Source organism: Enterococcus sp. DIV1758 (genome assembly GCF_051711985.1).
Classification (GTDB): domain Bacteria; phylum Bacillota; class Bacilli; order Lactobacillales; family Enterococcaceae; genus Enterococcus; species Enterococcus faecalis.
The window spans coordinates 32,569-53,342 of record NZ_JBIOOA010000002.1 but is presented as its reverse complement, the minus strand read 5'-3'; the positions used below and the strand labels follow the sequence as shown (position 1 = coordinate 53,342).

Sequence of the window (20,774 nt, the reverse complement as noted above, 5' to 3'; positions counted from 1 at the left end):
CCATATTGTCTTTTAAATAAATTGAATTACTTTTATTTAATTCTTGAATGAAGTCCAAAAATACTTTCTCCAGACATTATCGTCTTTCCATAATGTCTGGAGAAACTTCTCAATACTAGGACGTTTTCTTTTTGTTTCTATATATTTTTCTTGAATAATTTTATCTGAACAAAAATTCTTTAACTGATTAATTTGACAATCTAAATAGAGATTTTCGATGGATGAATAATTAGCTTGTTGCCTTATATTATGTGAAATTCCATCGGAGATAATCTAAACCTTTATTGCTCATTTTTCTACCACTATTTTCTATTTAGTTGTTTCAATGACGCTTGGATGATATCAATAAACCGTATATGAATAATGGTGGTTGCTATATTCCCGAGGTGTCATTCTGGAGATTTTTTTTAATATTTGGATAAAGTGGTTTTGACTGGCAAAAGCTAGTTGAATGCTAATTTCCTTGAAGCTTTTGTCAGTAAAAAGTAGCAAATGTTTACTTTCATTGTTCTTCCGATGTAGGATATAGCTGTGAAAGGTTTGATTTCATTTCTTTTTTTAGAAACAGAAGTAAGATGAGTTTTGTGTTTGTCAAAGTTAACTGCCAGTTCATCGAGTGTTATACGTTCATAAATATGTCCATCGATGTAATTAACAAGCTGTTTTTATTCTTTTGTTATCCCTTTCATTAACAAAACGTTTAAGGTAGCAGAAAAAAATTGGGTTAGGAGACATTACATACATTTCTTTGAAAGAATAAACCTTGTATTTCTATTAATCGATCTCTGCACAAGAAAAACAGTTTAGGGGAAGACAGTTTAGCTGTAGATTCTTTTTATAAAAAGTTTAGAAAGGAACAGCCTAAGCCTTGGGCGATTATTCATACCAATCGAGACTCACAATACACGATTACGAAATTCCAAGCAGTGTGCAGAAAAAAAGTACGCTTTCAAGATGAGAATTTCTTTATATTTGACGCCACTTTTTTAACCAAACAAAAAAAACTAGAGGAGATTTCCTCTAGAGATTATACTAATCAATTTAAATTTTTTGGGTTTTCTTAATCAACATTAGTTGAGTAGAACCCCTGTGTGCTTATAACATGGACTAGTATATTTTTCATGCATATATATAATTCCAAGCTTTGAAATAGAGTACTCTTGTTTATTTATCCAGTTTAACAAATTTTACGTTATCCATGGCGAAGGAACTCATTACTTGTTCATATATAGAAAAACTTAACTTATTAATACTAGCAGATGTAGTATATTCATACTTAAATGTAGTCCATTCTTTCGGGCTAGTTAGTGACTGTGAAAATTGTTCTGTAGGTCCATTTCCCAATAAATAAAAACGTGGCTGTGATGTCCATGGGTGATCAGATTTAATATCGAATTCAAGCTTATATTTAGTATTGGGTTCTACATAAAATGCTTCAGCATTAGAAAGTGATCCAAAACCATAGCTTACCTCTGCATACCCCTTTGGAAATTTTTGGGTATACATGCCATTTAAAAGCCAATGCTTGCCGCTATCGCTAAAGTCTCCATTTTTAATAAGATTAATTTCTTCGTTTTTTTGCTTATAATTTTGTTCATTAAAAGTATCAGCAAATGCTGTATTTGGAACCCCAACTGCCCCTGTTCCAATTAAAGTTAGACCTAAAAGAATTTTTTCCATTTTATTCCTCCTATTATATTAAATTTTCAAAGATGATTTTTATAGCAATAAAAGGATATCTGTGTGATATTTAACTCAATATTGAATAATATTTTAATGCTATTTAAAATATTTATCTTTGTAAAACTTGTAATACTTAACGATTATAAAAAAATCAATTATTATAAAAAAATAATTTTAATGGTTTATAAAATTCTGGACTAGCGATCTTAAACCTCTCGTTGAATTTTTTATGGTTATTATGCCCTTTTGATTTGTAGAACATGCTAAATGCCTGTTCACGAATAAATTTCATCTCTTGTGTAATAATTCAGCTCTATGACATTATTATTTGATTTTAATATTGATAAATACTTTAGCCGAATCATTAGCTATTAAATTAAAACACAAAAGGATCAAATAGATTTTTAAACTCTATTTCGATTTTTTAGGATTAGCAAAACTATTTACTTCTGAATACTGTCTCATCAAACAGTCTATAGAATAACGAAAATTTGTGAAATCTTATTATCTTGGTAGGTATTTATAAAAATTATTCGTTATGTTTTTTTCTGAAATAGTAATAGGCTGTTATGTAAGTAAGCGCATATGGTTATATAAGTAAACGATTATTATAAAAATGACATTTATACCAAATGAAAATAATCTATAGTTTTAAACATATGTTATTATATTTATGATAAAAAAATATTGGAAGGAGCTTGAATTATGTTTAAAGTAATGGGGAAATTAGTTACACTAATTATCTTAGGAGTTAGTACACTAGTGGTGGGGAACCTAAATGTATTTGCAACGGGAATAGATCCTTATCTTTCTGTTTACAATGCAAATATTGGTTCTGTTGAAGCATCTGTTAATACTTATGGGGACGGTTCTAGCGGATATTATAGCATTCCGTCTGGGAAAGTAGAAAGATGGATACGTTCTAATGACAAAGGATTTTTAGTATCTTTGAGGTTTGCGGCTAGTCCATCTCCTAGTGTTAAGGTGTATTACAGTCCTAGTCGTGCTCGTTATACCTCAAGAGTGTACAGTTTATTCACAGAAGCTGGGAAAGAAAAAAAAGATATTAGTCTTGGCGAAAACAGATACCAAATGGATAACGGGCAATATATTTATGCACCTAATAACTCACTTTACGGTATTTCGAATAAAATTAAAGTTAAGAATATAGGTAACTCAACTAAGGTTGCAATTAGCACTTGGAATGGTGGGGATTCTTCGTATTACAATTTATCTAAAGGAGAAACTGATACTTGGAGTCGAAGTAACGATATTAGAGGGTATTTGATGAATGTAAATGGCGCTAAATACTTTATTCGTTCTGGAGAAACTGCAATTGTTAATGGAACAAAGGTTTATATTAACGACAAATTGGCTAAAAGATGTGATTTATTAGATAATTAAAGATTTAAGATAGGCTATAACTAACGGCGCTGTAGTGGACTAATCAGTGACCATATAGAATATTAAATAATTTTTAAAAGTGTCAATACCCAAAATACGCTAATTACTTGTATAAGTCCTTTTGCCAAATTAAAACAAATATTGATATTGTTAGCGATATTAGAAAAGAATTGTTTTAATTAAAAAATAAAAGAACAAGAGTAAAGAAAAATAATTTCTAAACTCTTGTTCTTTTATATGTATGTAGTTTTATTATTATAGTGAAGCAAAAAGTTTATAGAATTATTCTCTGTATATTGATATAAAGGATTGTAATGTAAAAGTGAAAAGGTATAAAAGACAGATACTAATATCCTATAGATGCTGAAGATTTACAGCTGTACATGATAGTAAAATTTTACATGCTTATTGGAATCCTACAGGTGGAGGCCCATTAGGCGCATTGATTATATTATACCGATTTGCAAATAGAAAACACTAGTCTGCAAATTTTTTAATAATAGTTTGTAGGATACTTGAAAGTCCTATAATTTTAATATGTGGTTCGTAGACCTTTGAAATTTACTTAAAGAATATACATCAAGAAACTATTAATAATTTATTCAATAGAAGCAGGTGAACAAAGTGAAAAGAAAATTCGTACGTTTTATCCTTTGGTTGTTAGGAATCATTGTGGTTATTTGCTTAGGCGTGTTTCTCGCCTTTCAATTATCTCCTAAGCCAGGCGCTTGGGTCATCAACCAGTTATTCGCAGGTGAAGTTGAAATAAAAGATTCAGCTTCCTATGATAAAGCATTGCCCAATGTTCAATTGCAAGAAAATCAAACATACCCTTCTTCAAGAAAAAAGAATACCTTTGATTTGTATTATCCCCAAGCGTCAAAACAAGCGGTACCAGTCGTTTTATGGGTCCATGGTGGTGGCTATGTGGGAGGAGATAAGTCTGGGATGAAAGAGTTTGCGACACGTTTAGTGGCTGATTCCTCAGTTGCCTTTATTTCAATGAATTATGAATTAGCACCAGACGCACCTTACCCAAGCCAGCTCCAGCAGGTCAATGAACTTGTTCAATTTTTATTAGAAAAGAAACAAGCGTATCCCATGTTAGATTTATCTAAGCTTTTTATTGGCGGGGACAGTGCGGGTGCACAGATTGCTCTACAATATGCAACAGTTCAAACCAATGCCAACTATGCCAAAGAACTAGGGATGACTGCAGCGTTGCCGGCTAGCCATTTAAAAGGCACGCTCTCGTATTGTGGTCCAGTGGATTTGAAACAAATGGCCAACCAACAAAGTGATGATCGTTTCATGAAATTTTTCGTCAAAACAGTGGCTTGGTCCTTGCTCGGCACTAAAGACTGGCAAACGAGCGCAGAGCTACAAGAAGTGAGTTTAGTGGATAAAGTCACCAAAGAATTTCCCCCGACGTATCTAACAGATGGCAATAGTTTTTCATTCCAAGATCAAGGACTAGCCTTGGTTCAGCGGTTAAAAACTTTAAATGTTCCAGTTTCAGCTCTCTTTTTCAAAGATAAGAAAGCAACAATCACCCATGAATATCAATTCGACTATCAAACAAAAGAAGCTAAACAATGTTACCAAGAAACAGTCCAGTTTGTGAACATTTATAAATAAATGACTTCTTATAATCTAGAGGTTACTATGAAATATTGAAATAAAAAAAACTAGAAAAGCTAGTGGATATGTTAAATTAGTCAGATTGATTAATGGGGTGTAGAAAAACAATGAAATTCGACGCTGATATATGTACTTTCCGTTGTTTATCCAATATTGTTTAGTAGAAACAAGCACGATTTTTTTAGTTTAATTTTTTGATTAGTTAGTAGTTAAAGTTATTTTTAAATTTGTTCATATGTAGCATCAATTGCTGAGCCGTACGTCTATTATCGTTCTTCAGGCTTAATTAAATAAATACCTTTCTACTTCCTGTATAAGTAAACGATATTACATCCAGTAATAATAATTAATCTAAAACATAATCTATTTTTAGAAATTTTCAGTTCAAAAGATGGGATATTAATAAAAATGCGCAATCATTTATCACAAAAAAGCTATTTAGTTCAAATGAAAATAATCTGTAGTTGGAAATGAATGTTATTATTTTTTTATCAATAACAAGTATTGATAAATTAGATATATTTATTTTTGATAATCAGTTCATTGATAGTAGGTAATCTAATTATATAGGATAATATTTGTTAAATCTTAAGGGAAAGAGGATGAAATATGAAAAAAAGTTTATTGTATGTGGGATTGTTTTTAATACCTATGAGTATGGTAATGGAAACAAATCTAGGAGTCTTAGAAGCTCATTGTCAAGAAAACACCACAACTGTACAGGATTCTGCTACCAAAAGTATACGCTCTATATTAGGAGAAGATGAGCGATCCCAAATATTCAATACAAAAGTGGCACCTTATAACAGTATTGTATGGATCGCAGGCGCTAGTGGAGCAGTCATTGGAGAGAATACAGTTTTGACTGCTGCCCATGTAGTAAGAAGGTTTTACGATAGTCCGAGTAATATAGATGTGATACCTGGTAGGAACGGTAATGGAACGCCCTATGGTAAATTTAAGGCTAAAGCTGTATATATTCCTGATGAATATTTAAAAAAAGCAAATGCAAACTTTGACTATGCAATAGTTACAGTTGAATCCAATAATGGACAGAGTATTGGAAGTAAAATTCCCATTTTACCAATTAAATTAACTAATATAATTGGTAAAGGTACCGCTCTAAGTACTGCAGGATATCCTGGAGACAAGCCTCGAGGAACTTTGTGGGAAAGTAACGGACATGTAGTTAGTGAAGATAGTATAAGATTAAAATACGATATGGACACCGCTGGTGGACAATCAGGATCTCCAATTTTTAATGAAAATCATGAAATTATTGGTGTGCATACTAATGGAGGAAAAACTAATTCGGGTGTTAAATTAAATACAAATATTTATCAGTTTATTTTAAATTATCTCTCATAAAAGGAATATATCAGATTACATCTTCTGGAGATAAAAGAATGGTTAACTAGGTATAAGCATATAACTGTATAATCGAGTTACAAAAACACATTTGCTAACTTTTGTAAACCAAAATAAAACTAATATTAGTTAAGAAAAGGAATGTTAAATATGAAAAAAATGAATAAAGTATTAACTTTGATGATGGTAACGGGTACATTGAGCGTAGCCATGTTTTTATCTTCAACAACTGATGCCGCGGAAATTAAACCTTTTAGTAGCGAATGGGGAGATAGTAACGGAAAGTTTCCTGATGAAGGTCCAATAATACTAAAAAAATATAACAGTTTAATCTTTTCAAATAAGAAATTATCAAATTTATCGGCCACTTTGTTATCTAACGGTACTTATTCTGGAACTAATACGTTAAGTGGCAGTATAATCGCTGAAGGAGAATTTGGCAATCTTACATCTTATAGTTACCTAGTTAAGGGATATATTGTTGGTAAAAAAGTTGATGGTTCTACACAAAAATGGGAATTAACTAAGATGTCTGAAGCAAGTTTAATGGCTGATAGTAATAGCCTTGTTAATAATACAAAACTCTCTTTTGGCGTTTATAATGAAGCAATCCCTACTAGTCAATTTATTGAATTCAGCGTAGTGATGAATGTTAAATATGGATACTACCTGTCGGGCTGGGATTATATGATGGGGAGCAATCAACAACACAAAGTAATCACATATTCATTTGGCTTTTAGCTTGGTGCAGAATTTAAGGATTTAAAATAAATTAAATATTTAAGTACATCTTTTTGAATCTAAAAAAGGTGTACTTAATATTTTTTTAAAGAGGGCATGCTATAAAACACTTTCAATTTAATTATAATATTTTATTTTACATAGTAAATCAAGCAAATTAAAAGTATTCAGTATACTTTTTTAATACAATTGACTTCTTATTATCAAATGAGACACAAATATAAAAATGATCTGGTCATAGAGTATCGTTCGATTGGTTTTTATAAGGTGTAGATTACAAATAAATATGACACATCCAATAGTCTTAAAAGAGCATCGAATAAACAAAATATATATTAAATATTTAAGCATCTTATTAATGCAATAGGGACATAAATCTTATAGTGTTAAAATTAGTTAACATAAGATATATTATTCAAAGTTGAATAATAAGGTTGAAAGTTAAGATTAACCGAAACTATTATGTTTAAAAGGAGTATTTCGTTCGTATTTTTTGTTATTACTTGTATTTCAAAGAGTAAATAACTTGTATTATTCGTGTTAGAACTTTTCTTATTCAAGATATTTAAATTTGTTCTTTTCGATAATCTTTATATATTTCAGTTGATATTTATGTAAGACTATCATTAGATTCCCCCTAATGAGGTGTATGATCGTTTACCTAGTAGCTTGTTCACCACTCTAAATGGCCCAGTTAAGTGCGTAATTGTACGGATTTTTTATTTCATAACGTTTTTTGTTTCTTCTCAGATTTTTGAAATCAAAAATAATAATTTTCGGTAAATCCAGCTAACAACGTAAAAAAGCTGATACCAGTATTAATCCCAAAAAGCTAGAACTTAAAATCTAACTTTTTGGGGTTAGTACATTAATATGATGCTCTATTTAACCATTTTTATATGAAAAAATAAGTATGAAAAGGATTGTTTCTATTCTAAAAAGTAGATTTTTAGAATTATTGGATATTCAATCATTAAGGATAGTTTCTATTTCTTTTTGGAACGAAAGTTTTCCATAAAAGTCATCTTGTATTAGTTCTGGAAAAATATTTTTAAAAAAATATTGGACACTACTTAGCTCTCTATATTGTTTTACTGTTATTACTGCATCGAAAAACATATCCTTAAATACATTATCTGGATTTGATTTAGAAATTTCCTCGTATGATTCATACATTAAATCTATTTTGTCTGCAACAGATAAAATTTGACCTTCTAAAGTATCATCTTTTCCTTCTGAAAGTCTTCTTTGATAAATTGTTTGAAACTCATTAGGGATTTCTTGATTTATAAAAGCTTCTGTCATGCTTTCTTCAACAGAAGCTAACATGCTGCGTAATTCTTTATTAGCATATTTCACTGGTGTTTTTATATCACCAATAAATCTTTCCGTATAATCATGATTTAGACTTTTTTCATATAGAGTTTGCCAATTAATTTTATTACCGGATAACTCTTCTATATCAGCTAAAGTTTGAGCAATCATTGATACTCTAAATGAATGGGCAGCTACTGTGTGTTCAGTATATTTAAAAAAACCTGGAGCTCTCCTTATTTTTTCTAAATTGGCTAATCCTGTTAAAAATGCATTTAATCCCATTACTAAATCATCTCCTGAAATGTATATTCACTTTTATCCCTATTATAGCACAAGAGAACATACAGTTATTATCCACCAACTGCTTTTACACTAAAAAATTCGACTAGATTTTTCTAGTCGAATTTTTATTTTTTGTCTGATATACTGCTATTACGTTTGTTTATTTGTTTTTAGCCTAAGTAACTTGTCAATTTCTGTGATAATAAGAATGACAATACCCGATGCAATCGAAATACCCCAGGGAATTATTGACATCCCAGAAGTGTAAAACAAAGATTGCATAAATGGGACATAGGTCAAAATTAGCTGAAGAACAATCATAATCAAAATTATTACAAAGGCTTTTGGATTACTAAAGAAACTTTTTGATATTACCGGTTGACTAGTACGAATATTGAATAAGTAGAATATCTTACTCAATACCACAACATTAATCATCATAGTACTAGCAACTGCTTGGCTAACACCTTCTGCTAATAACCATTCATATGAAATAATACTTATCAGAGCCATCAAAACCGATACGTAAGCCATTTGCCATATATCATGATTGTTTAACAAACGATTCCAATTTTTACGTGGTTTTCTATGCATAATCCCCTTTTCAGCAGGCTCAAAGATAAAAGCAAACTGAATTGTAATTGCTGATACCATATTAATCCATAATAATTGTGTTGGTTGTAATGGCATTTCTTTTTGAGTCAAAATTGTAAAAGCAATGATTAAACCTTCAGCAAAAGATGTTGGCAGAAGGAATAATATGCTCTTCTTGATATTATCATAAATTCTTCTACCTTCTCTGATGGCTACAGACATTGTTCCAAAATTATCATCTGTTAGAATCATATCCGCAGAATCTTTTGCAACATCAGTTCCGTTCATTCCCATGGCTACGCCAATATCTGCTTTCTTTAGAGCGGGAGCATCATTGACACCATCACCCGTCATTGCAGTTACTTTTCCACTTTCTTGTAAAGCTTCCACAATATCCATTTTATTTTTTGGTGTAGTTCTTGCAAATACTTGATTATACAACACTGCATTCTTAAACTCATCGTGTGACATACTGTCAAGTTCTGCACCAGTGACCACGTTTATCTTAGGAGCTAAACAAAGTTTTTCACCTATTGCTTTGGCTGTTAAAGGATGATCACCCGTTATCATCTTGACATGCACACCCGCACGATTCATTTCTTTTAAGGCATGAATAACTTCTTCTCTTGGAGGGTCAATGATTCCTGCAATTCCCAGTAAATCTATACCCTGACTAAGTAATTCATGTGTCACTTCCTCAATATCTGAAGAGACTTTTTTGAATCCAACAGCAACAACTCTTTTTCCTTCCTCAGAAAGTTCTGTTACTTGTTGAAACCAATATTTCTCGTCAAATGAAGAATCAAAAGATTGTGCCATTGGAAAAAGTTTATCGGGAGAACCTTTTATAAAAATAATCCGTTCTTTGTGACTATTTTCAACAAGCTTTGCCATGTATCGATAGTCTGAGTCAAATGGTAACATGTCTATTTCTTCATAGTCTGGTTTCTCAGGATAAGAATATTGCTTATAAAACAACGTTAAGAAAGAACCATCTGTAGGCTCTCCATTAATTGTCCAACGGTCCTCTTCTTTCACCAGCACCGTATCATTAGCTTCAAACCCAGCTTCTAAAAACAATTCAAGTTGGTTATCGACTACAACTGGAGAATCATTATGAAGAATCTCTCCTTTGGGTTTGTATCCATCTCCTGTAACTTGAAGATATTTTTTGTAAAAAATAATATCTTTCACAGTCATTTCATTTTTAGTTAAAGTTCCAGTTTTATCTGTAGCTACAACATCTACAGAGCCTAATGTTTCTACAGCAGGCAAGGTCTTAACTATTGTATTCTTGTTCTTAGCCATATCACTCACACCCATTGCTAGAACAACGGAAGTTGTGGCTGGTAATCCCTCAGGAATAGACCCCACAATCATTGTAACTACGGCAAGAGATAGCACTGACAAAGAATAAGTCTCTAAAATCAAACTAAAAACAAACAAAGCTATTGCTACCCCCATGATGACATAAGTAATTCCTTTACCTAATCCATCTATCTCTTTCATGAGTGGAGTTTTTCTAGTTTCCGTATTATTAACATCAGTTGATATTTTTCCTATTTCAGTCTTTTCACCAATTGAAGTTACAATTCCTATGCCACTACCAGAAGTAACAGAAGTTGAAGCAAAAGCTAAATTAACTCTTTCAGCAAGTGGTATGTCTGTCGTTTTTAAAGATTCTTCAGTCTTCTCTACAGAATCAGGTTCACCAGTCAGAGCAGATTCTTGGATCCTCAAATTATCAGCTTCAACGATTCTCAAATCCGCTGGAACATTATCACCAGCTTCTAAAAAGACAACATCACCAACAACCACTTCGTCGGAAAGAATATCTTTTCTGATCCCATCTCTATACACAGTTGCCTCAGAAGATAGCATTTCTTGGATTCGCTCTAAAGCGTCTGAGGCACTTGCCTCTTGATAATAGCCAATCAGTGCATTGACAATAACCACTAATGCAATAATAAAGGCATCTGAGATATGTCCCATTATCAATGTAAGCAATGCCGAAAACAATAAAATATAGATTATCATGTTATTAAATTGTCTAAGAAGTAGTTTCCATTTTGGTATCTTCTTTGACTCTAATTTATTTAATCCATACATTAACAAACTTTCTTTAACTTGTTTATCTGTTAAACCATTTTCTAAATCTGATATATTGTATTTTCTTAATACTTCATTAATATTTAATTGGTATATATTTTTTTCTTCCATAATTTATTTTAAACCCCTATCTTAATATAGTTAAACACAAAAAAGCCCATCTATTACTATCCTGGTAATGAAAAGTAATTTTTGATGCACTACTGTATTCTTATTCAATTAAGAAATAGGATAAACATACTAAAATTCTCTGCTCACCTTCTATCGAATCACTTGTCAATTAAACCACCTCCTTTAATATAAATATAAGAATACAGAATCATGAATGACTTTGCAAGTTTTTACTTGTTAGTTTCAAATAAAAGCTTATGTTGAATATTTTACAGTTAAATATATATAACATAATAACTAATGTATTTAAGATACTAAAATTTGGCTCATTTTATTTGTATATGTTAAAATTCTATTATGTAAAGTATGTTATTCACTTCTTTACAAATCTATCTTAGTCTTAGACAGTCGGCGGAAAACGACTGTCTATTTATCTGGTGAAGTATTTTAGGTATGTTTATTCAGTGGTCGATTAGACAGGAAAAAGAGCGATTCTAAAAAGAATCGCTCTTTTTTAGTTAGTAGTAAAGCGTCCTAGATAGTCCACGTTGAAGTCAAAGTTAGATCCAGGAATGAAATCAAAATAACCTTGACTACTCCATTGCCAAGCGGCTGTATCTGTGTGCAATAACTTATTAGCACTTGGGGTCGCTGGCCATTCTGCCACCCAACTATTTTCTTTACCTAAAACGTCATATTCCATCCAATTATTATTGAACCAACTAGCGCTAGAATAATGGACAACATTTTTAAAGCCGCGTTTTGCTAATTGATCTCTAAAATAGACAGAAACTTTTGTGGCATCTGCGTTAATCATTGGTGTTGTTTCTGCATCATTAACCATGACACTATTTTGGGATAGCCCTAATTCTTCTGCGTAATCCGCATAGTAATTGGCTTGATCAATTGCTTCTTGTTGATTTTCAAACCAAGAAAAATGATACGTTGAAACAGTTAGACCTGCTTTTTTGGCATTGGTAATTTGATTAGGGGCTAACGGGTTTTTGTAGGTTGTTCCTTCAGTTAATTTAACTACTACGCCTTTAATTCCCATGTTTTTCATCTTTTGAAATTGTTCTACAGAAATCTCTCCATTATGAGAGGAAATATCGATAAAATCCACTCTCGGAGGTGTTTCACTGAGGCTACGTTTATTTCTTAGTAAGGAATAATTGACAGGGTCATTTTGAGCAAAACTTCCTAATTCATAGTTACTCGTCACAATATTTTTTGCTTCTGCTGGAACTCTTGTTATAAGACCTCCAAAAGTTAGGCATATTCCTAAAGCAAATAATTTAGCTGAAATTTTCATTTAACCATTCCCTTCTTCTGTTGTATGGTACATTAACAGGATAGATCATTAATGAAAAATAATAAATGTTTTTTATTATTACATATAAAAGGTTAAGTTAAACGGTTTTAACAATGAACGCTTGTAAGACATATAAACTACTAGTCTCATTGGTAAGTGCTGCATGCTTAACAACTTGAATTTTTCTTTAAAATGAAGCCTTTAATTTATAAGTCCTCAACATTGTATTCGGTGTATCCTTCATAATAATAGCTAATATCAATACCCTTCATGAAGATTTCTCTATCATTAATTTTATCAGTTAAAGCATTTGAGATTAAATATTTAATTTCCAAATCTTTGACTGGACTTCTTTCCATTGCAGATAAATAATCTTCTTTATCAATTAAGTTCCAATCTACAACCTGCTTTAATTCTTTTTTCAAAATTAAGTCTAACCATATTCTCGTTGCTCTACCATTGCCCTCACGAAAAGGATGTGCAATGTTCATTTCAACATATTTGGCTACAATTTCATCTAAATTTCTTTGGGGCATTTTATCTATATGTTCTAAAGCAATTTCTAGGTACATTACTGGTGCAAAGCGAAAATTTCCTTTAGAAATATTTTGACTTCTAACTTTACCTGCAAATTCATAAATATCTTCAAACAAATAATTATGAATATATGATAGCCCCTTGAATGTTCCAATTTCTACTCTGTCAATATCTCCAGAGTCATATAATTGTTTTGCCTTTTCTTTACTGACACGTTCCTCAACTCTGTTTAACTCAAGTTGGTTAATAATACCTAATTTGTTTTCTAACAACTGAATTCACCGCCTATTAATTATTAATCCTTTTTTTCAATAACTTTTTCAACTTTCATGCTAAGTTTTTCTATGTATTTTAGCACGAAATCTACATAACAATCAAAAATATAAAGACACTTGCTATTTCCATTTTTTCATATGGTAAAAATAAACTCAATGCCATTTTTGAGATATGCTGCATCGTCATGAGAGATTATTGATGATGTATAATAAACACTTTTTTTCTACATATAAGATATTAATTTATATAGTTTTAACGATGAATGCTTGTAAAATATCTAATTTACTAGTTTCATTAGTAAGTGCTGCATTCCTAACAACTTGTATTATTCTTTTAGATGAAATTTTTAATAACCCTATTTCTTTAGGAAGCTGTTTAAGTGCAATGAGTGAGATATCTTCAGGAACAACGACCCAGCTATAATTAGTTTTAGTATTTAAAATTATATTGTTAAGTTTGTTATCCGAAAAAACTATTTCGATGCTATGTGTATTTAATTCTTGTGTGTATTTACTAGACACGTTTTCTAGCAATAAAAAATCTAAAGTAACAGATCTCATCAATAACGAAGAATAAAAGGAAAAATTGGGAATTAGCTTATAAACTGATTTTCCTTTGTGATATGAATTCTTAGCAATTTGTAACCACGAACTTTCTGACAATGCAAACGAAAAATCAGATATAGTAAATATTTGTTCGTCACTACTATCAATTTTAGAGTATCTATTCTTTTTAACGATTCCCCCACCCTCTTTAGCTTGAATCGTTTTAATAGTTGACCAAGTGTTTACTAAATCAGATCGCTTAATATCTTTTACTAAAACTTGTTGCATTAATTCATCTTTTATTTGGCTGTTTCCTTGGCTAATTTTTTCTACTAATTCAAAGTTATCTGGACTGACTTCTACGTCCTCTATGTTAGGAACACTAACTCCCCTACTTCTTGCTCGTTGTTGGTAGTCAAAGTATATTTCTCCTGCTTTTTTTCTTTTCCATATTAGAGATTCAGTTACTCCTGTTACATATGCTAAATGTTTAATCCACTGTGTAAAAGAACTATACTCATTACGCCATAATTTACTATATTCTACTTCTCTTATTAGCTCGTATAGACGCACCCATGAATGAGTATCCTTAGACAATATTTCTTCAATTTCATGTTCTATTTTTCTTAGGTTCAATTTATCCTCCTTTCTGTCTATTTACTATAATACGTTATAGTAAACAGACGTTATAAAAAGAAAGAATTCATGAACATTAAATATTATATGTATTCTTTCTTCCTATTATAATTAAAAAATGTATTCAATGATTTGATCTATTTTAGCCATATCCTTTAATGGTAAATGTTCTATTTGGCTTAACTTTCTTTCTGTAAAATCTAAAGATTTTAATTGGGAAATAACGACTTGTCCATGAGTCTCCATTTCATCAGGTAATGTATAACGAGTGGGCATGTTTTTAATTGTAGAAGTTATGGGACAAATTACTGCAAACATTGTCTTTCTATTAAACTCATATCTAGAAACTACTAGACCTGGACGTCTTTTCTGTATTTCTTTTCCAGCTGAAGGATCGAAATCTATCCATACAATATCGCCCTTTTTAGGAACATATTTCTTTTCGTCACTCATTAAAATAATTCTCTCCCTCCAGGTTCAATGTCATGCCATTCATCTTTTTCGTAGTACTCCCCTTCTGATCCACCACTAAATGGATCTTGTAATTTAGGGACTAATGTAATTGTCCCATCATCAGAATACATCACTATATATTCTTGGTCTGCTTTTGGTTTCTGTCCGTTATTAGATGGTAAGGTCAATACTACAGAACTTCCTTGTTTTCTAGATTTTGTAGTTAACATACAATCACCTCTTGTCTTTTATTATACTAAATAATTAAATAGTTTCAAATGATTATATACTACATTTAGTTAACTTAGTGTGATTTAATTAAATAGTCGAAATTAGATATTTTAGAATTAATTTGTTAGGTTCAGAAACTTAAAAGTTTTTGACCTCTTTATTTTTTCGTGCTATACTTGGAATTATCTAGTGTCAAAAACTTATGTTCAGAAAAGGTGAGGAAATTTTGCCCATTTATGGTTATTCAAGAGTGAGTACTAGTAATCAAGATTACAAAACCCAGATTCAAAAACTAGAAAAAGCCGGAGCAGAAAAAATATTCAGTGAAAAATATACGGGAACAAAAAAAGAAGGAAGAAAAGAATTAGAAGAACTACTATCTATTGTAAAAACTGGCGATAAAGTTTTAGTGACGAAAATTGATCGGCTAGCTAGAAGTATCGTTGATTTAAATTCGATTATCTCTTCTTTAAACAATTCGGGAGTGACTATCACCTTCTTAGATAATGCTCTAACCTTTGAACCAAATAAAAGTGATTCTATGCAAACATTAATGATGAACATGTTAGGGAGCTTTGCGCAATTTGAAAGAGATTTAATCGTGACACGAACCCAAGAAGGAAAACAGTGGCATAGAGCAAATAATAAAAACTATCGAGAAGGACGTCCGAAAAGAGTTCTGAATGATAAATATAAACATGCACTCGAGTTAATGGAAACAAACAGTATGCGGGAAGTAGAAAAGAAAACAGGAATTTCGTTATCTACACTCAAACGAATCAAGAAACAAGCAAAGGAAGAACAGTTACTTAGTGAGAAATAATTCAGGAGTGGTTAACATAGAGAATAGAGAAAAGATTATTCAGTTGTTGAAAAATTCTTTAGTAACAGGTTATGGGATAGAGATAATGTCAAATGGGCGCCTCTATTCAGCAAACTTCCAAAGATATAAGAATCGAGTAAAGAAAGAAGAGAACCCGTTGATTATTTTTGAGAGCATGACAGAAAAAGTTGAGCAGGTATTTTTAGAATTAGCTGAAGAAGTCATACGAACGAACCCTAAAACAAAACAAGAATTCAAGGAAATGATTAAAGAATATAGTTATAAGGAGGATAACAAATGGTAGTTCGAAAAATATATGATCATTGGGGGATCGAAATCAGCACATGGAACAAAAGTAATATAGTTACTTTTATTGATTGTGACTGCGGTCAATTAGCTAAAAGAGAACTAGGAAAGTATAATCAGTTTAAATGTGATAGATGCAATAAAGATTACAAATTGTATCAAGGCAACTATATCGCAATTGATGAAAAAATAAATGAAGTAGCTCAAAACGATTGAAAAAGTAAAAAAGATTGTTTGATTGTGTACTTTCAATAATTTAAAAAAGGTGGAGAGTTTAATGAATTTTGGGTATTTGAATTTTGGAACAAAAGACGCCGTTTTAGTGATCGCAATATTTATTATCTTAATTTTAACGGTACTGTTTCGTTGGTCAGCTTTAGAATTTGTCTTTTCTTCAGGTGCAGTAGGAATTGCTTTTTTTGCTGGAAATATGAAACAAGACAAAAGGATATCAGACAGGCAAAACAAAAAGATAGATAAGAGGTAAATGAAATAATAGCGAAAACGATGCACGACTCCAATAGGGATTTTAACTATTTCTTGAAGGTGTACCAGATAAAGAAGTTGAAGAAAAAAAGGTATTAACAGACGAGACGGACTCTTAAAAGGTATCGTCAGCATTACGGAGTTACTGCAGAAAAGAGAAAGAAGGAAAAATAAAGTAGAGAAAAATTCTACTCCATAAAAAATACTTGTTTGATTCTGTATTACGTTAACCGACAAATTGTTATAATTTGATTAAAATATTAAATATGATATAATTTTTTATAATTTAGTCTGAATTACAATTAGTTGATTAGCATTATTTCTACAGAGGAGATGATAAAATGAGTATATTTACTAATTTTTCTGATTTTTTAGAAGAAAGAAGAAAAAAGAAACATGATAAAATAAGAAAAAAAGCTGAAGCTATGAAGCGTCAAGGTAAAAGCCCAGTAAAGAAGGGCTGGGGAACAATGGTCGATACTGGATCAGGTGGAATAAACAAAAACCCAATTGATAGAGTTTACGATATAGGACAACAACAGAAAAATTTATCTTCTAAAAGTGATGAAAAAAATAAATTTTCAGAAGACTAAAAAATAAAGAAAAGAAGTTAAAAATCTTCTTTTCTTTATTTTTTGGACTTAAATTAATTTTCTTGCTTGACTAATAAGTCTGTAGCTTTTAAAGATGATGGAATAGGATAAGGTCCTCCTTGAAGATAGAGAGTTCCTGCGTAGGTTCTCCAATTTCCTGGAGCATAGCCTGTAGAAATTAGTGTCAAATATCCGTGGTATCGACGCTTAACTGCTGTATTTTCGACTGAAACATAAATTGTTGCAGGCGGGTATCCAACGTACGAACGGTAAGTTGTGTAATACCAAGTGCTAGGAGCATATGCTGCACTTTGTTGGATAGCGTCGGTAGTAGATAAGCTAGACGATAATTGTTCATTTAAAACATCGGGTGCATAAGATTCTTGTGATGGAGTAACATTTGACTCTTGTGATTCTGCATTTGTCTGTTGGGAAAATCCGAATAGAATGATACTAGCAAGAAATAAAAATAAAACACTTTTAAATTTCATAATTAACCGCCTTTTTTATAATTAAATGTTAATTAATATTTAATTATAAGTCAAGAATTTATAAAATTAAAATAATAAAGGAGGTTTAAACATGAAAAAAAATATTCTAGAAGAATATAGAGCTACTAAAAACAAAGGAGAAGATTTTTTACATTGGTTATTAATTAGGAAAGTGAATACCTTTGGAAAAGTAGTTATCGCGATTATATTATGGCTTTTGTGGTTAAAATACGCATTCAATCTAGTATTTATGGTGAACTTTCTAAAAATAACAGTATTAATTACAATTATTTACTGGCTGACTGATATCTACTTGCGCGTTAAAAACAAACTAAAAAAATAATGACTGTAGATTTCTGAGCTACTTTAAATTCAAGATAATTCGGAAAACTGAAATTTTGCTGTTGCAAAACAGAACGTTAGTTCGTATAATGTAACTCGAAAGGACGGTTTTTTGCATGAAATTTGATTATTCCAAAGAACCCCGGAGAGATGTTTTATGTATCGATGTAAAATCCTTTTACGCGAGCGTAGAATGTGTAGAACGTGGCTTAGATCCCCTCAAGACAATGCTTATAGTAATGAGTGGTGCGGATAATGCAGGCGGATTAGTGCTTGCTGCTTCGCCAATGGCAAAAAAAGTCCTGGGAATTTCTAATGTGACTCGTAAAGATGAAGTGCCTGATCACCCAGAATTGCTTATTGTTCCACCAAGAATGAATTTATATATGAAGAGAAATAGTGAAATTAATAATCTGCTCAAACGGTTTGTGGCAGATGAAGACCATTCTGTTTTTAGTGTGGATGAAAGCTTCATTGATATAACTGCTTCGTTGAGATATTTTAATTGTGATACGGCCTATCGATTGGCCAGAATTATTCAGCGTGTCATTTATAATCATATGGGATTATACGTTACAATTGGCATTGGTGATAATCCATTATTGGCCAAACTAGCTTTAGATAATGAAGCAAAAAATACACCAGGTTTTGTTGCAGAATGGAGATATGAAGATGTACAAGAAAAAGTTTGGGCTATCTCCCCTATCACTGAATTTTGCGGGATTGGCAAGCGTATGGCAGCTCGTTTAAAGATGTCAGGAATTGAGTCGATTTATGATTTAGCACATGCAGATCCCTATCTATTAAAACACCGCTTTGGTGTCATGGGATTACAACTGTTCGCACATGCTTGGGGCATTGATCGTAGTTTTTTAGGAGAAAAAAGGCAGGTGGCCAAAGAAAAATCATTCGGTAATAGTCAAGTATTACCTAGAGACTATGCTCGAAAGGATCAAATTGAATTAGTGCTGAAGGAACTTTCAGACCAGGTAGCAACCAGGTTAAGAAATTCAAACTGTCAAACTGAATGTGTGTCAATTTTTGTTGGTTATTCTAAAGGACAAGTTGATGGACTGGGCAGGTCTGGTTGGCGAAAACAGCTTAAAATCGCTCGTAGCAACAACACAAAAGTGTTAACCGAGCATGTTTTGAAACTTTTTCGAGAAAACTATGTTCATGGTATGGATATTCGAAATTTAGGAGTCTCCTTTGGAAAGCTGGTTTGGGATACTACACTTCAAATAGATCTCTTCTCCCCTCCTGAAGAACAAATAATAAACAATCAGTTAGACTTTCTAATTGATAAAATCCGTCAGAAATTTGGTTTTAAAGCATTGATTCATGCGTCCTCACTTCTTGAAGGGGCGACAGCTGTGAATCGTTCGGGCTTAGTTGGTGGTCATGCAGGTGGCAACGTCGGTCTTGGAGGTTAACAAATGAAGAAAACTAAAAAGGAATTTACATCTTATAACGATTATGTAGACCGCTCTTTTGATTTGAAGTGGCCAACTGCTTTCCCTTTAGGAGAGTTGCAAGCAGCAATCAAAGAAACTAATGAATTCAATGCACGAGAGATTGAAAGGCTTCCACAACAATCTCAAGTACAAATAGAATACTTATTAGATCGCTCAATTAAACAAAATAAAGTGCTAGAAATTCAATTAAATTCGTTAGACGAATATGGTCGTGTAAAACCTCATGTTTTCGGAGTTTTTCGTGGCATGGCTGAATTTGATGTTGTTTTACTTGGAGATTTTCAAATTGATTTTTATGACATACGCTATATTAAAATTCATAACTTTTTGAAGTGGTCTGCAGTAGATACATTGGAAAATCCTTTTGCGGACGTCGTACTTCCAGAATTATCAGATGAAGGACAAGAATCAATCGATGCTTTTATGAAAGATTATTACGATGATGGAGAATTTTATGAAGAAATTTAACTACCAGGGTGCAGTGATTAAAGACAACAATAAAATAAGTAGCGTTGCATACGTACAGTGTGCGTGTGGGTGTCTTGCGAGCAGAGTGTCAAGTGATTCAGTTAAGTACAAATGCTCGTTATGTAAACGAGTATACGTACTAAAAAGAGAGCTAAAAGTTGAAGTAAAACACTGAAGGTTTACTACTGTATAGGTATATTCGAATTTATGTTATAATTATTGTGCAACTTGCCTCCGATTGGGGGTGCTGTTTATGTACGAACTTATGTCTTTGGTTATTGCCCCACTTTTTGTGGGTCTAGTAATCTTACTAGTTGACCATTGGTTAGATGATTAGCAGATAACCATGCAAGTTGTCCTAGCCCACACGTCTATCCGCAAGACGAAAAAAATAGCCCAAACCTGTGACGAGGTTTGGGCTATTGTGCTGTTCATATCGAACTTATGTCTTCCGCATTATTAGTATAACACATTATTAAAGAAGGTCAACAAAAAAGAAGCAGCTACGCCCTTCCCTTATTGCATGTTTTTTAGTACAATATTACTGCAA

Annotated in this window: 24 protein-coding genes; 14 read left to right on the top strand and 10 right to left on the bottom strand. The window is 31.8% G+C overall.

Annotation, left to right across the window (positions count from 1 at the left end):
* Window positions 1-342: 342 nt before the first annotated feature.
* Together IGJ52_RS13760 and IGJ52_RS13755 are read right to left on the bottom strand one after the other, a co-directional pair.
* Entirely contained in the window at window positions 343-492 is a 150-nt protein-coding gene (locus IGJ52_RS13760) for a hypothetical protein (RefSeq protein ID WP_438792215.1), read from the bottom strand.
* A 672-nt stretch (window positions 493-1,164) separates the two neighbouring features.
* On the bottom strand, window positions 1,165-1,680 hold the full coding sequence (locus tag IGJ52_RS13755) for a carbohydrate binding domain-containing protein (protein WP_438792214.1): 516 nt from the start codon (window positions 1,678-1,680) through the stop codon (window positions 1,165-1,167).
* 708 nt (window positions 1,681-2,388) lie between these two features.
* On the opposite strand from IGJ52_RS13755, the gene IGJ52_RS13750 reads away from it, so the two are divergent.
* From IGJ52_RS13750 to IGJ52_RS13735, 4 genes are all read left to right on the top strand, one after another.
* The gene (locus IGJ52_RS13750) at window positions 2,389-3,087 is read left to right on the top strand and encodes a hypothetical protein (protein WP_438792213.1); all 699 of its coding nucleotides are present in this window, start codon (window positions 2,389-2,391) and stop codon (window positions 3,085-3,087) included.
* A 624-nt stretch (window positions 3,088-3,711) separates the two neighbouring features.
* Window positions 3,712-4,725 (top strand): alpha/beta hydrolase, encoded by a 1,014-nt coding sequence (locus IGJ52_RS13745; RefSeq protein ID WP_438792212.1) that lies wholly within the window; start codon window positions 3,712-3,714, stop codon window positions 4,723-4,725.
* A 612-nt stretch (window positions 4,726-5,337) separates the two neighbouring features.
* A complete protein-coding gene (locus IGJ52_RS13740; RefSeq protein WP_438792211.1) occupies window positions 5,338-6,096 on the top strand; it encodes a trypsin-like serine peptidase in 759 nt (252 codons plus the stop codon).
* Window positions 6,097-6,246: 150 nt separating this feature from the next.
* On the top strand, window positions 6,247-6,837 hold the full coding sequence (locus IGJ52_RS13735) for a hypothetical protein (protein WP_438792210.1): 591 nt from the start codon (window positions 6,247-6,249) through the stop codon (window positions 6,835-6,837).
* A 966-nt stretch (window positions 6,838-7,803) separates the two neighbouring features.
* Here the strand turns inward: IGJ52_RS13735 and IGJ52_RS13730 are convergent.
* The 7 genes from IGJ52_RS13730 to mazE all read right to left on the bottom strand — a co-directional run bounded on the left by IGJ52_RS13730 (window position 7,804) and on the right by mazE (window position 15,239).
* Entirely contained in the window at window positions 7,804-8,436 is a 633-nt protein-coding gene (locus tag IGJ52_RS13730; RefSeq protein ID WP_010829198.1) for a YfbR-like 5'-deoxynucleotidase, read from the bottom strand.
* 150 nt (window positions 8,437-8,586) lie between these two features.
* On the bottom strand, window positions 8,587-11,250 hold the full coding sequence (locus IGJ52_RS13725) for an HAD-IC family P-type ATPase (protein ID WP_438792209.1): 2,664 nt from the start codon (window positions 11,248-11,250) through the stop codon (window positions 8,587-8,589).
* Between the two features lie 514 nt (window positions 11,251-11,764).
* Window positions 11,765-12,562 carry a GH25 family lysozyme gene (locus tag IGJ52_RS13720; protein ID WP_438792208.1) on the bottom strand — a complete coding sequence of 266 codons (798 nt, stop codon included), beginning with the start codon at window positions 12,560-12,562 and terminating at the stop codon, window positions 11,765-11,767.
* A 206-nt stretch (window positions 12,563-12,768) separates the two neighbouring features.
* The gene (gene fic / locus IGJ52_RS13715) at window positions 12,769-13,371 is read right to left on the bottom strand and encodes a protein adenylyltransferase Fic (protein ID WP_010821245.1); all 603 of its coding nucleotides are present in this window, start codon (window positions 13,369-13,371) and stop codon (window positions 12,769-12,771) included.
* A 246-nt stretch (window positions 13,372-13,617) separates the two neighbouring features.
* A complete protein-coding gene (locus IGJ52_RS13710) occupies window positions 13,618-14,556 on the bottom strand; it encodes a hypothetical protein (RefSeq protein WP_010829201.1) in 939 nt (312 codons plus the stop codon).
* Between the two features lie 111 nt (window positions 14,557-14,667).
* Entirely contained in the window at window positions 14,668-15,009 is a 342-nt protein-coding gene (locus IGJ52_RS13705) for a type II toxin-antitoxin system PemK/MazF family toxin (protein WP_438792207.1), read from the bottom strand.
* Complete coding sequence (gene mazE, locus IGJ52_RS13700; protein WP_002362431.1) at window positions 15,009-15,239, bottom strand: type II toxin-antitoxin system PemI/MazE family antitoxin; 231 nt, start codon at window positions 15,237-15,239, stop codon at window positions 15,009-15,011. Before mazE ends, IGJ52_RS13705 begins: the two co-directional genes overlap by 1 nt.
* Before the next feature lie 203 nt (window positions 15,240-15,442).
* Between mazE and IGJ52_RS13695 the strand changes: the two genes are divergently transcribed.
* From IGJ52_RS13695 to IGJ52_RS13675, 5 genes are all read left to right on the top strand, one after another.
* Window positions 15,443-16,063: a recombinase family protein gene (locus IGJ52_RS13695; RefSeq protein WP_438771614.1), complete on the top strand. Its 621-nt coding sequence runs from the start codon at window positions 15,443-15,445 to the stop codon at window positions 16,061-16,063.
* Window positions 16,053-16,367 carry a hypothetical protein gene (locus tag IGJ52_RS13690; RefSeq protein ID WP_016616017.1) on the top strand — a complete coding sequence of 105 codons (315 nt, stop codon included), beginning with the start codon at window positions 16,053-16,055 and terminating at the stop codon, window positions 16,365-16,367. The genes IGJ52_RS13695 and IGJ52_RS13690 overlap by 11 nt, the downstream gene beginning before the upstream one ends.
* Entirely contained in the window at window positions 16,361-16,585 is a 225-nt protein-coding gene (locus IGJ52_RS13685; RefSeq protein ID WP_086318235.1) for a hypothetical protein, read from the top strand. The genes IGJ52_RS13690 and IGJ52_RS13685 overlap by 7 nt, the downstream gene beginning before the upstream one ends.
* A 61-nt stretch (window positions 16,586-16,646) precedes the next feature.
* Window positions 16,647-16,856 (top strand): hypothetical protein, encoded by a 210-nt coding sequence (locus IGJ52_RS13680; protein WP_002363054.1) that lies wholly within the window; start codon window positions 16,647-16,649, stop codon window positions 16,854-16,856.
* 340 nt (window positions 16,857-17,196) lie between these two features.
* The gene (locus tag IGJ52_RS13675; protein ID WP_086318236.1) at window positions 17,197-17,448 is read left to right on the top strand and encodes a hypothetical protein; all 252 of its coding nucleotides are present in this window, start codon (window positions 17,197-17,199) and stop codon (window positions 17,446-17,448) included.
* Between the two features lie 53 nt (window positions 17,449-17,501).
* Here IGJ52_RS13675 and IGJ52_RS13670 read toward each other — a convergent pair whose 3' ends face one another.
* A complete protein-coding gene (locus IGJ52_RS13670) occupies window positions 17,502-17,939 on the bottom strand; it encodes a hypothetical protein (protein ID WP_208784554.1) in 438 nt (145 codons plus the stop codon).
* A 91-nt stretch (window positions 17,940-18,030) separates the two neighbouring features.
* Between IGJ52_RS13670 and IGJ52_RS13665 the strand changes: the two genes are divergently transcribed.
* The 5 genes from IGJ52_RS13665 to IGJ52_RS13645 all read left to right on the top strand — a co-directional run bounded on the left by IGJ52_RS13665 (window position 18,031) and on the right by IGJ52_RS13645 (window position 20,561).
* A complete protein-coding gene (locus IGJ52_RS13665; RefSeq protein WP_086318238.1) occupies window positions 18,031-18,282 on the top strand; it encodes a hypothetical protein in 252 nt (83 codons plus the stop codon).
* A gap of 115 nt (window positions 18,283-18,397) precedes the next feature.
* The gene (locus IGJ52_RS13660) at window positions 18,398-19,714 is read left to right on the top strand and encodes a Y-family DNA polymerase (RefSeq protein ID WP_086318239.1); all 1,317 of its coding nucleotides are present in this window, start codon (window positions 18,398-18,400) and stop codon (window positions 19,712-19,714) included.
* A gap of 3 nt (window positions 19,715-19,717) precedes the next feature.
* A complete protein-coding gene (locus IGJ52_RS13655; protein ID WP_438792206.1) occupies window positions 19,718-20,224 on the top strand; it encodes a hypothetical protein in 507 nt (168 codons plus the stop codon).
* Window positions 20,199-20,399, top strand: coding sequence for an excinuclease ABC subunit C (locus IGJ52_RS13650; RefSeq protein WP_240466857.1), 201 nt, complete (start codon window positions 20,199-20,201; stop codon window positions 20,397-20,399). Before IGJ52_RS13655 ends, IGJ52_RS13650 begins: the two co-directional genes overlap by 26 nt.
* 78 nt (window positions 20,400-20,477) lie before the next feature.
* Window positions 20,478-20,561, top strand: a complete 84-nt coding sequence (locus IGJ52_RS13645; RefSeq protein WP_115256601.1) for a type I toxin-antitoxin system Fst family toxin — start codon at window positions 20,478-20,480, stop codon at window positions 20,559-20,561.
* Window positions 20,562-20,774 lie beyond the last annotated feature (213 nt).

Bases quoted from the DNA above. Each gene is read 5' to 3' on its own strand.
- IGJ52_RS13755 (WP_438792214.1), bottom strand. From the start codon at position 1,680: ATGGAAAAAATTCTTTTAGGTCTAACTTTAATTGGAACAGGGGCAGTT.
- IGJ52_RS13750 (WP_438792213.1), top strand. From the start codon at position 2,389: ATGTTTAAAGTAATGGGGAAATTAGTTACACTAATTATCTTAGGAGTT.
- IGJ52_RS13740 (WP_438792211.1), top strand. From the start codon at position 5,338: ATGAAAAAAAGTTTATTGTATGTGGGATTGTTTTTAATACCTATGAGT.
- IGJ52_RS13735 (WP_438792210.1), top strand. From the start codon at position 6,247: ATGAAAAAAATGAATAAAGTATTAACTTTGATGATGGTAACGGGTACA.
- IGJ52_RS13730 (WP_010829198.1), bottom strand. From the start codon at position 8,436: ATGGGATTAAATGCATTTTTAACAGGATTAGCCAATTTAGAAAAAATA.
- IGJ52_RS13725 (WP_438792209.1), bottom strand. From the start codon at position 11,250: ATGGAAGAAAAAAATATATACCAATTAAATATTAATGAAGTATTAAGA.
- IGJ52_RS13720 (WP_438792208.1), bottom strand. From the start codon at position 12,562: ATGAAAATTTCAGCTAAATTATTTGCTTTAGGAATATGCCTAACTTTT.
- IGJ52_RS13705 (WP_438792207.1), bottom strand. From the start codon at position 15,009: ATGAGTGACGAAAAGAAATATGTTCCTAAAAAGGGCGATATTGTATGG.
- mazE (WP_002362431.1), bottom strand. From the start codon at position 15,239: ATGTTAACTACAAAATCTAGAAAACAAGGAAGTTCTGTAGTATTGACC.
- IGJ52_RS13695 (WP_438771614.1), top strand. From the start codon at position 15,443: ATGTTCAGAAAAGGTGAGGAAATTTTGCCCATTTATGGTTATTCAAGA.
- IGJ52_RS13685 (WP_086318235.1), top strand. From the start codon at position 16,361: ATGGTAGTTCGAAAAATATATGATCATTGGGGGATCGAAATCAGCACA.
- IGJ52_RS13680 (WP_002363054.1), top strand. From the start codon at position 16,647: ATGAATTTTGGGTATTTGAATTTTGGAACAAAAGACGCCGTTTTAGTG.
- IGJ52_RS13675 (WP_086318236.1), top strand. From the start codon at position 17,197: ATGAGTATATTTACTAATTTTTCTGATTTTTTAGAAGAAAGAAGAAAA.
- IGJ52_RS13670 (WP_208784554.1), bottom strand. From the start codon at position 17,939: ATGAAATTTAAAAGTGTTTTATTTTTATTTCTTGCTAGTATCATTCTA.
- IGJ52_RS13665 (WP_086318238.1), top strand. From the start codon at position 18,031: ATGAAAAAAAATATTCTAGAAGAATATAGAGCTACTAAAAACAAAGGA.
- IGJ52_RS13660 (WP_086318239.1), top strand. From the start codon at position 18,398: ATGAAATTTGATTATTCCAAAGAACCCCGGAGAGATGTTTTATGTATC.
- IGJ52_RS13655 (WP_438792206.1), top strand. From the start codon at position 19,718: ATGAAGAAAACTAAAAAGGAATTTACATCTTATAACGATTATGTAGAC.
- IGJ52_RS13650 (WP_240466857.1), top strand. From the start codon at position 20,199: ATGGAGAATTTTATGAAGAAATTTAACTACCAGGGTGCAGTGATTAAA.
- IGJ52_RS13645 (WP_115256601.1), top strand. From the start codon at position 20,478: ATGTACGAACTTATGTCTTTGGTTATTGCCCCACTTTTTGTGGGTCTA.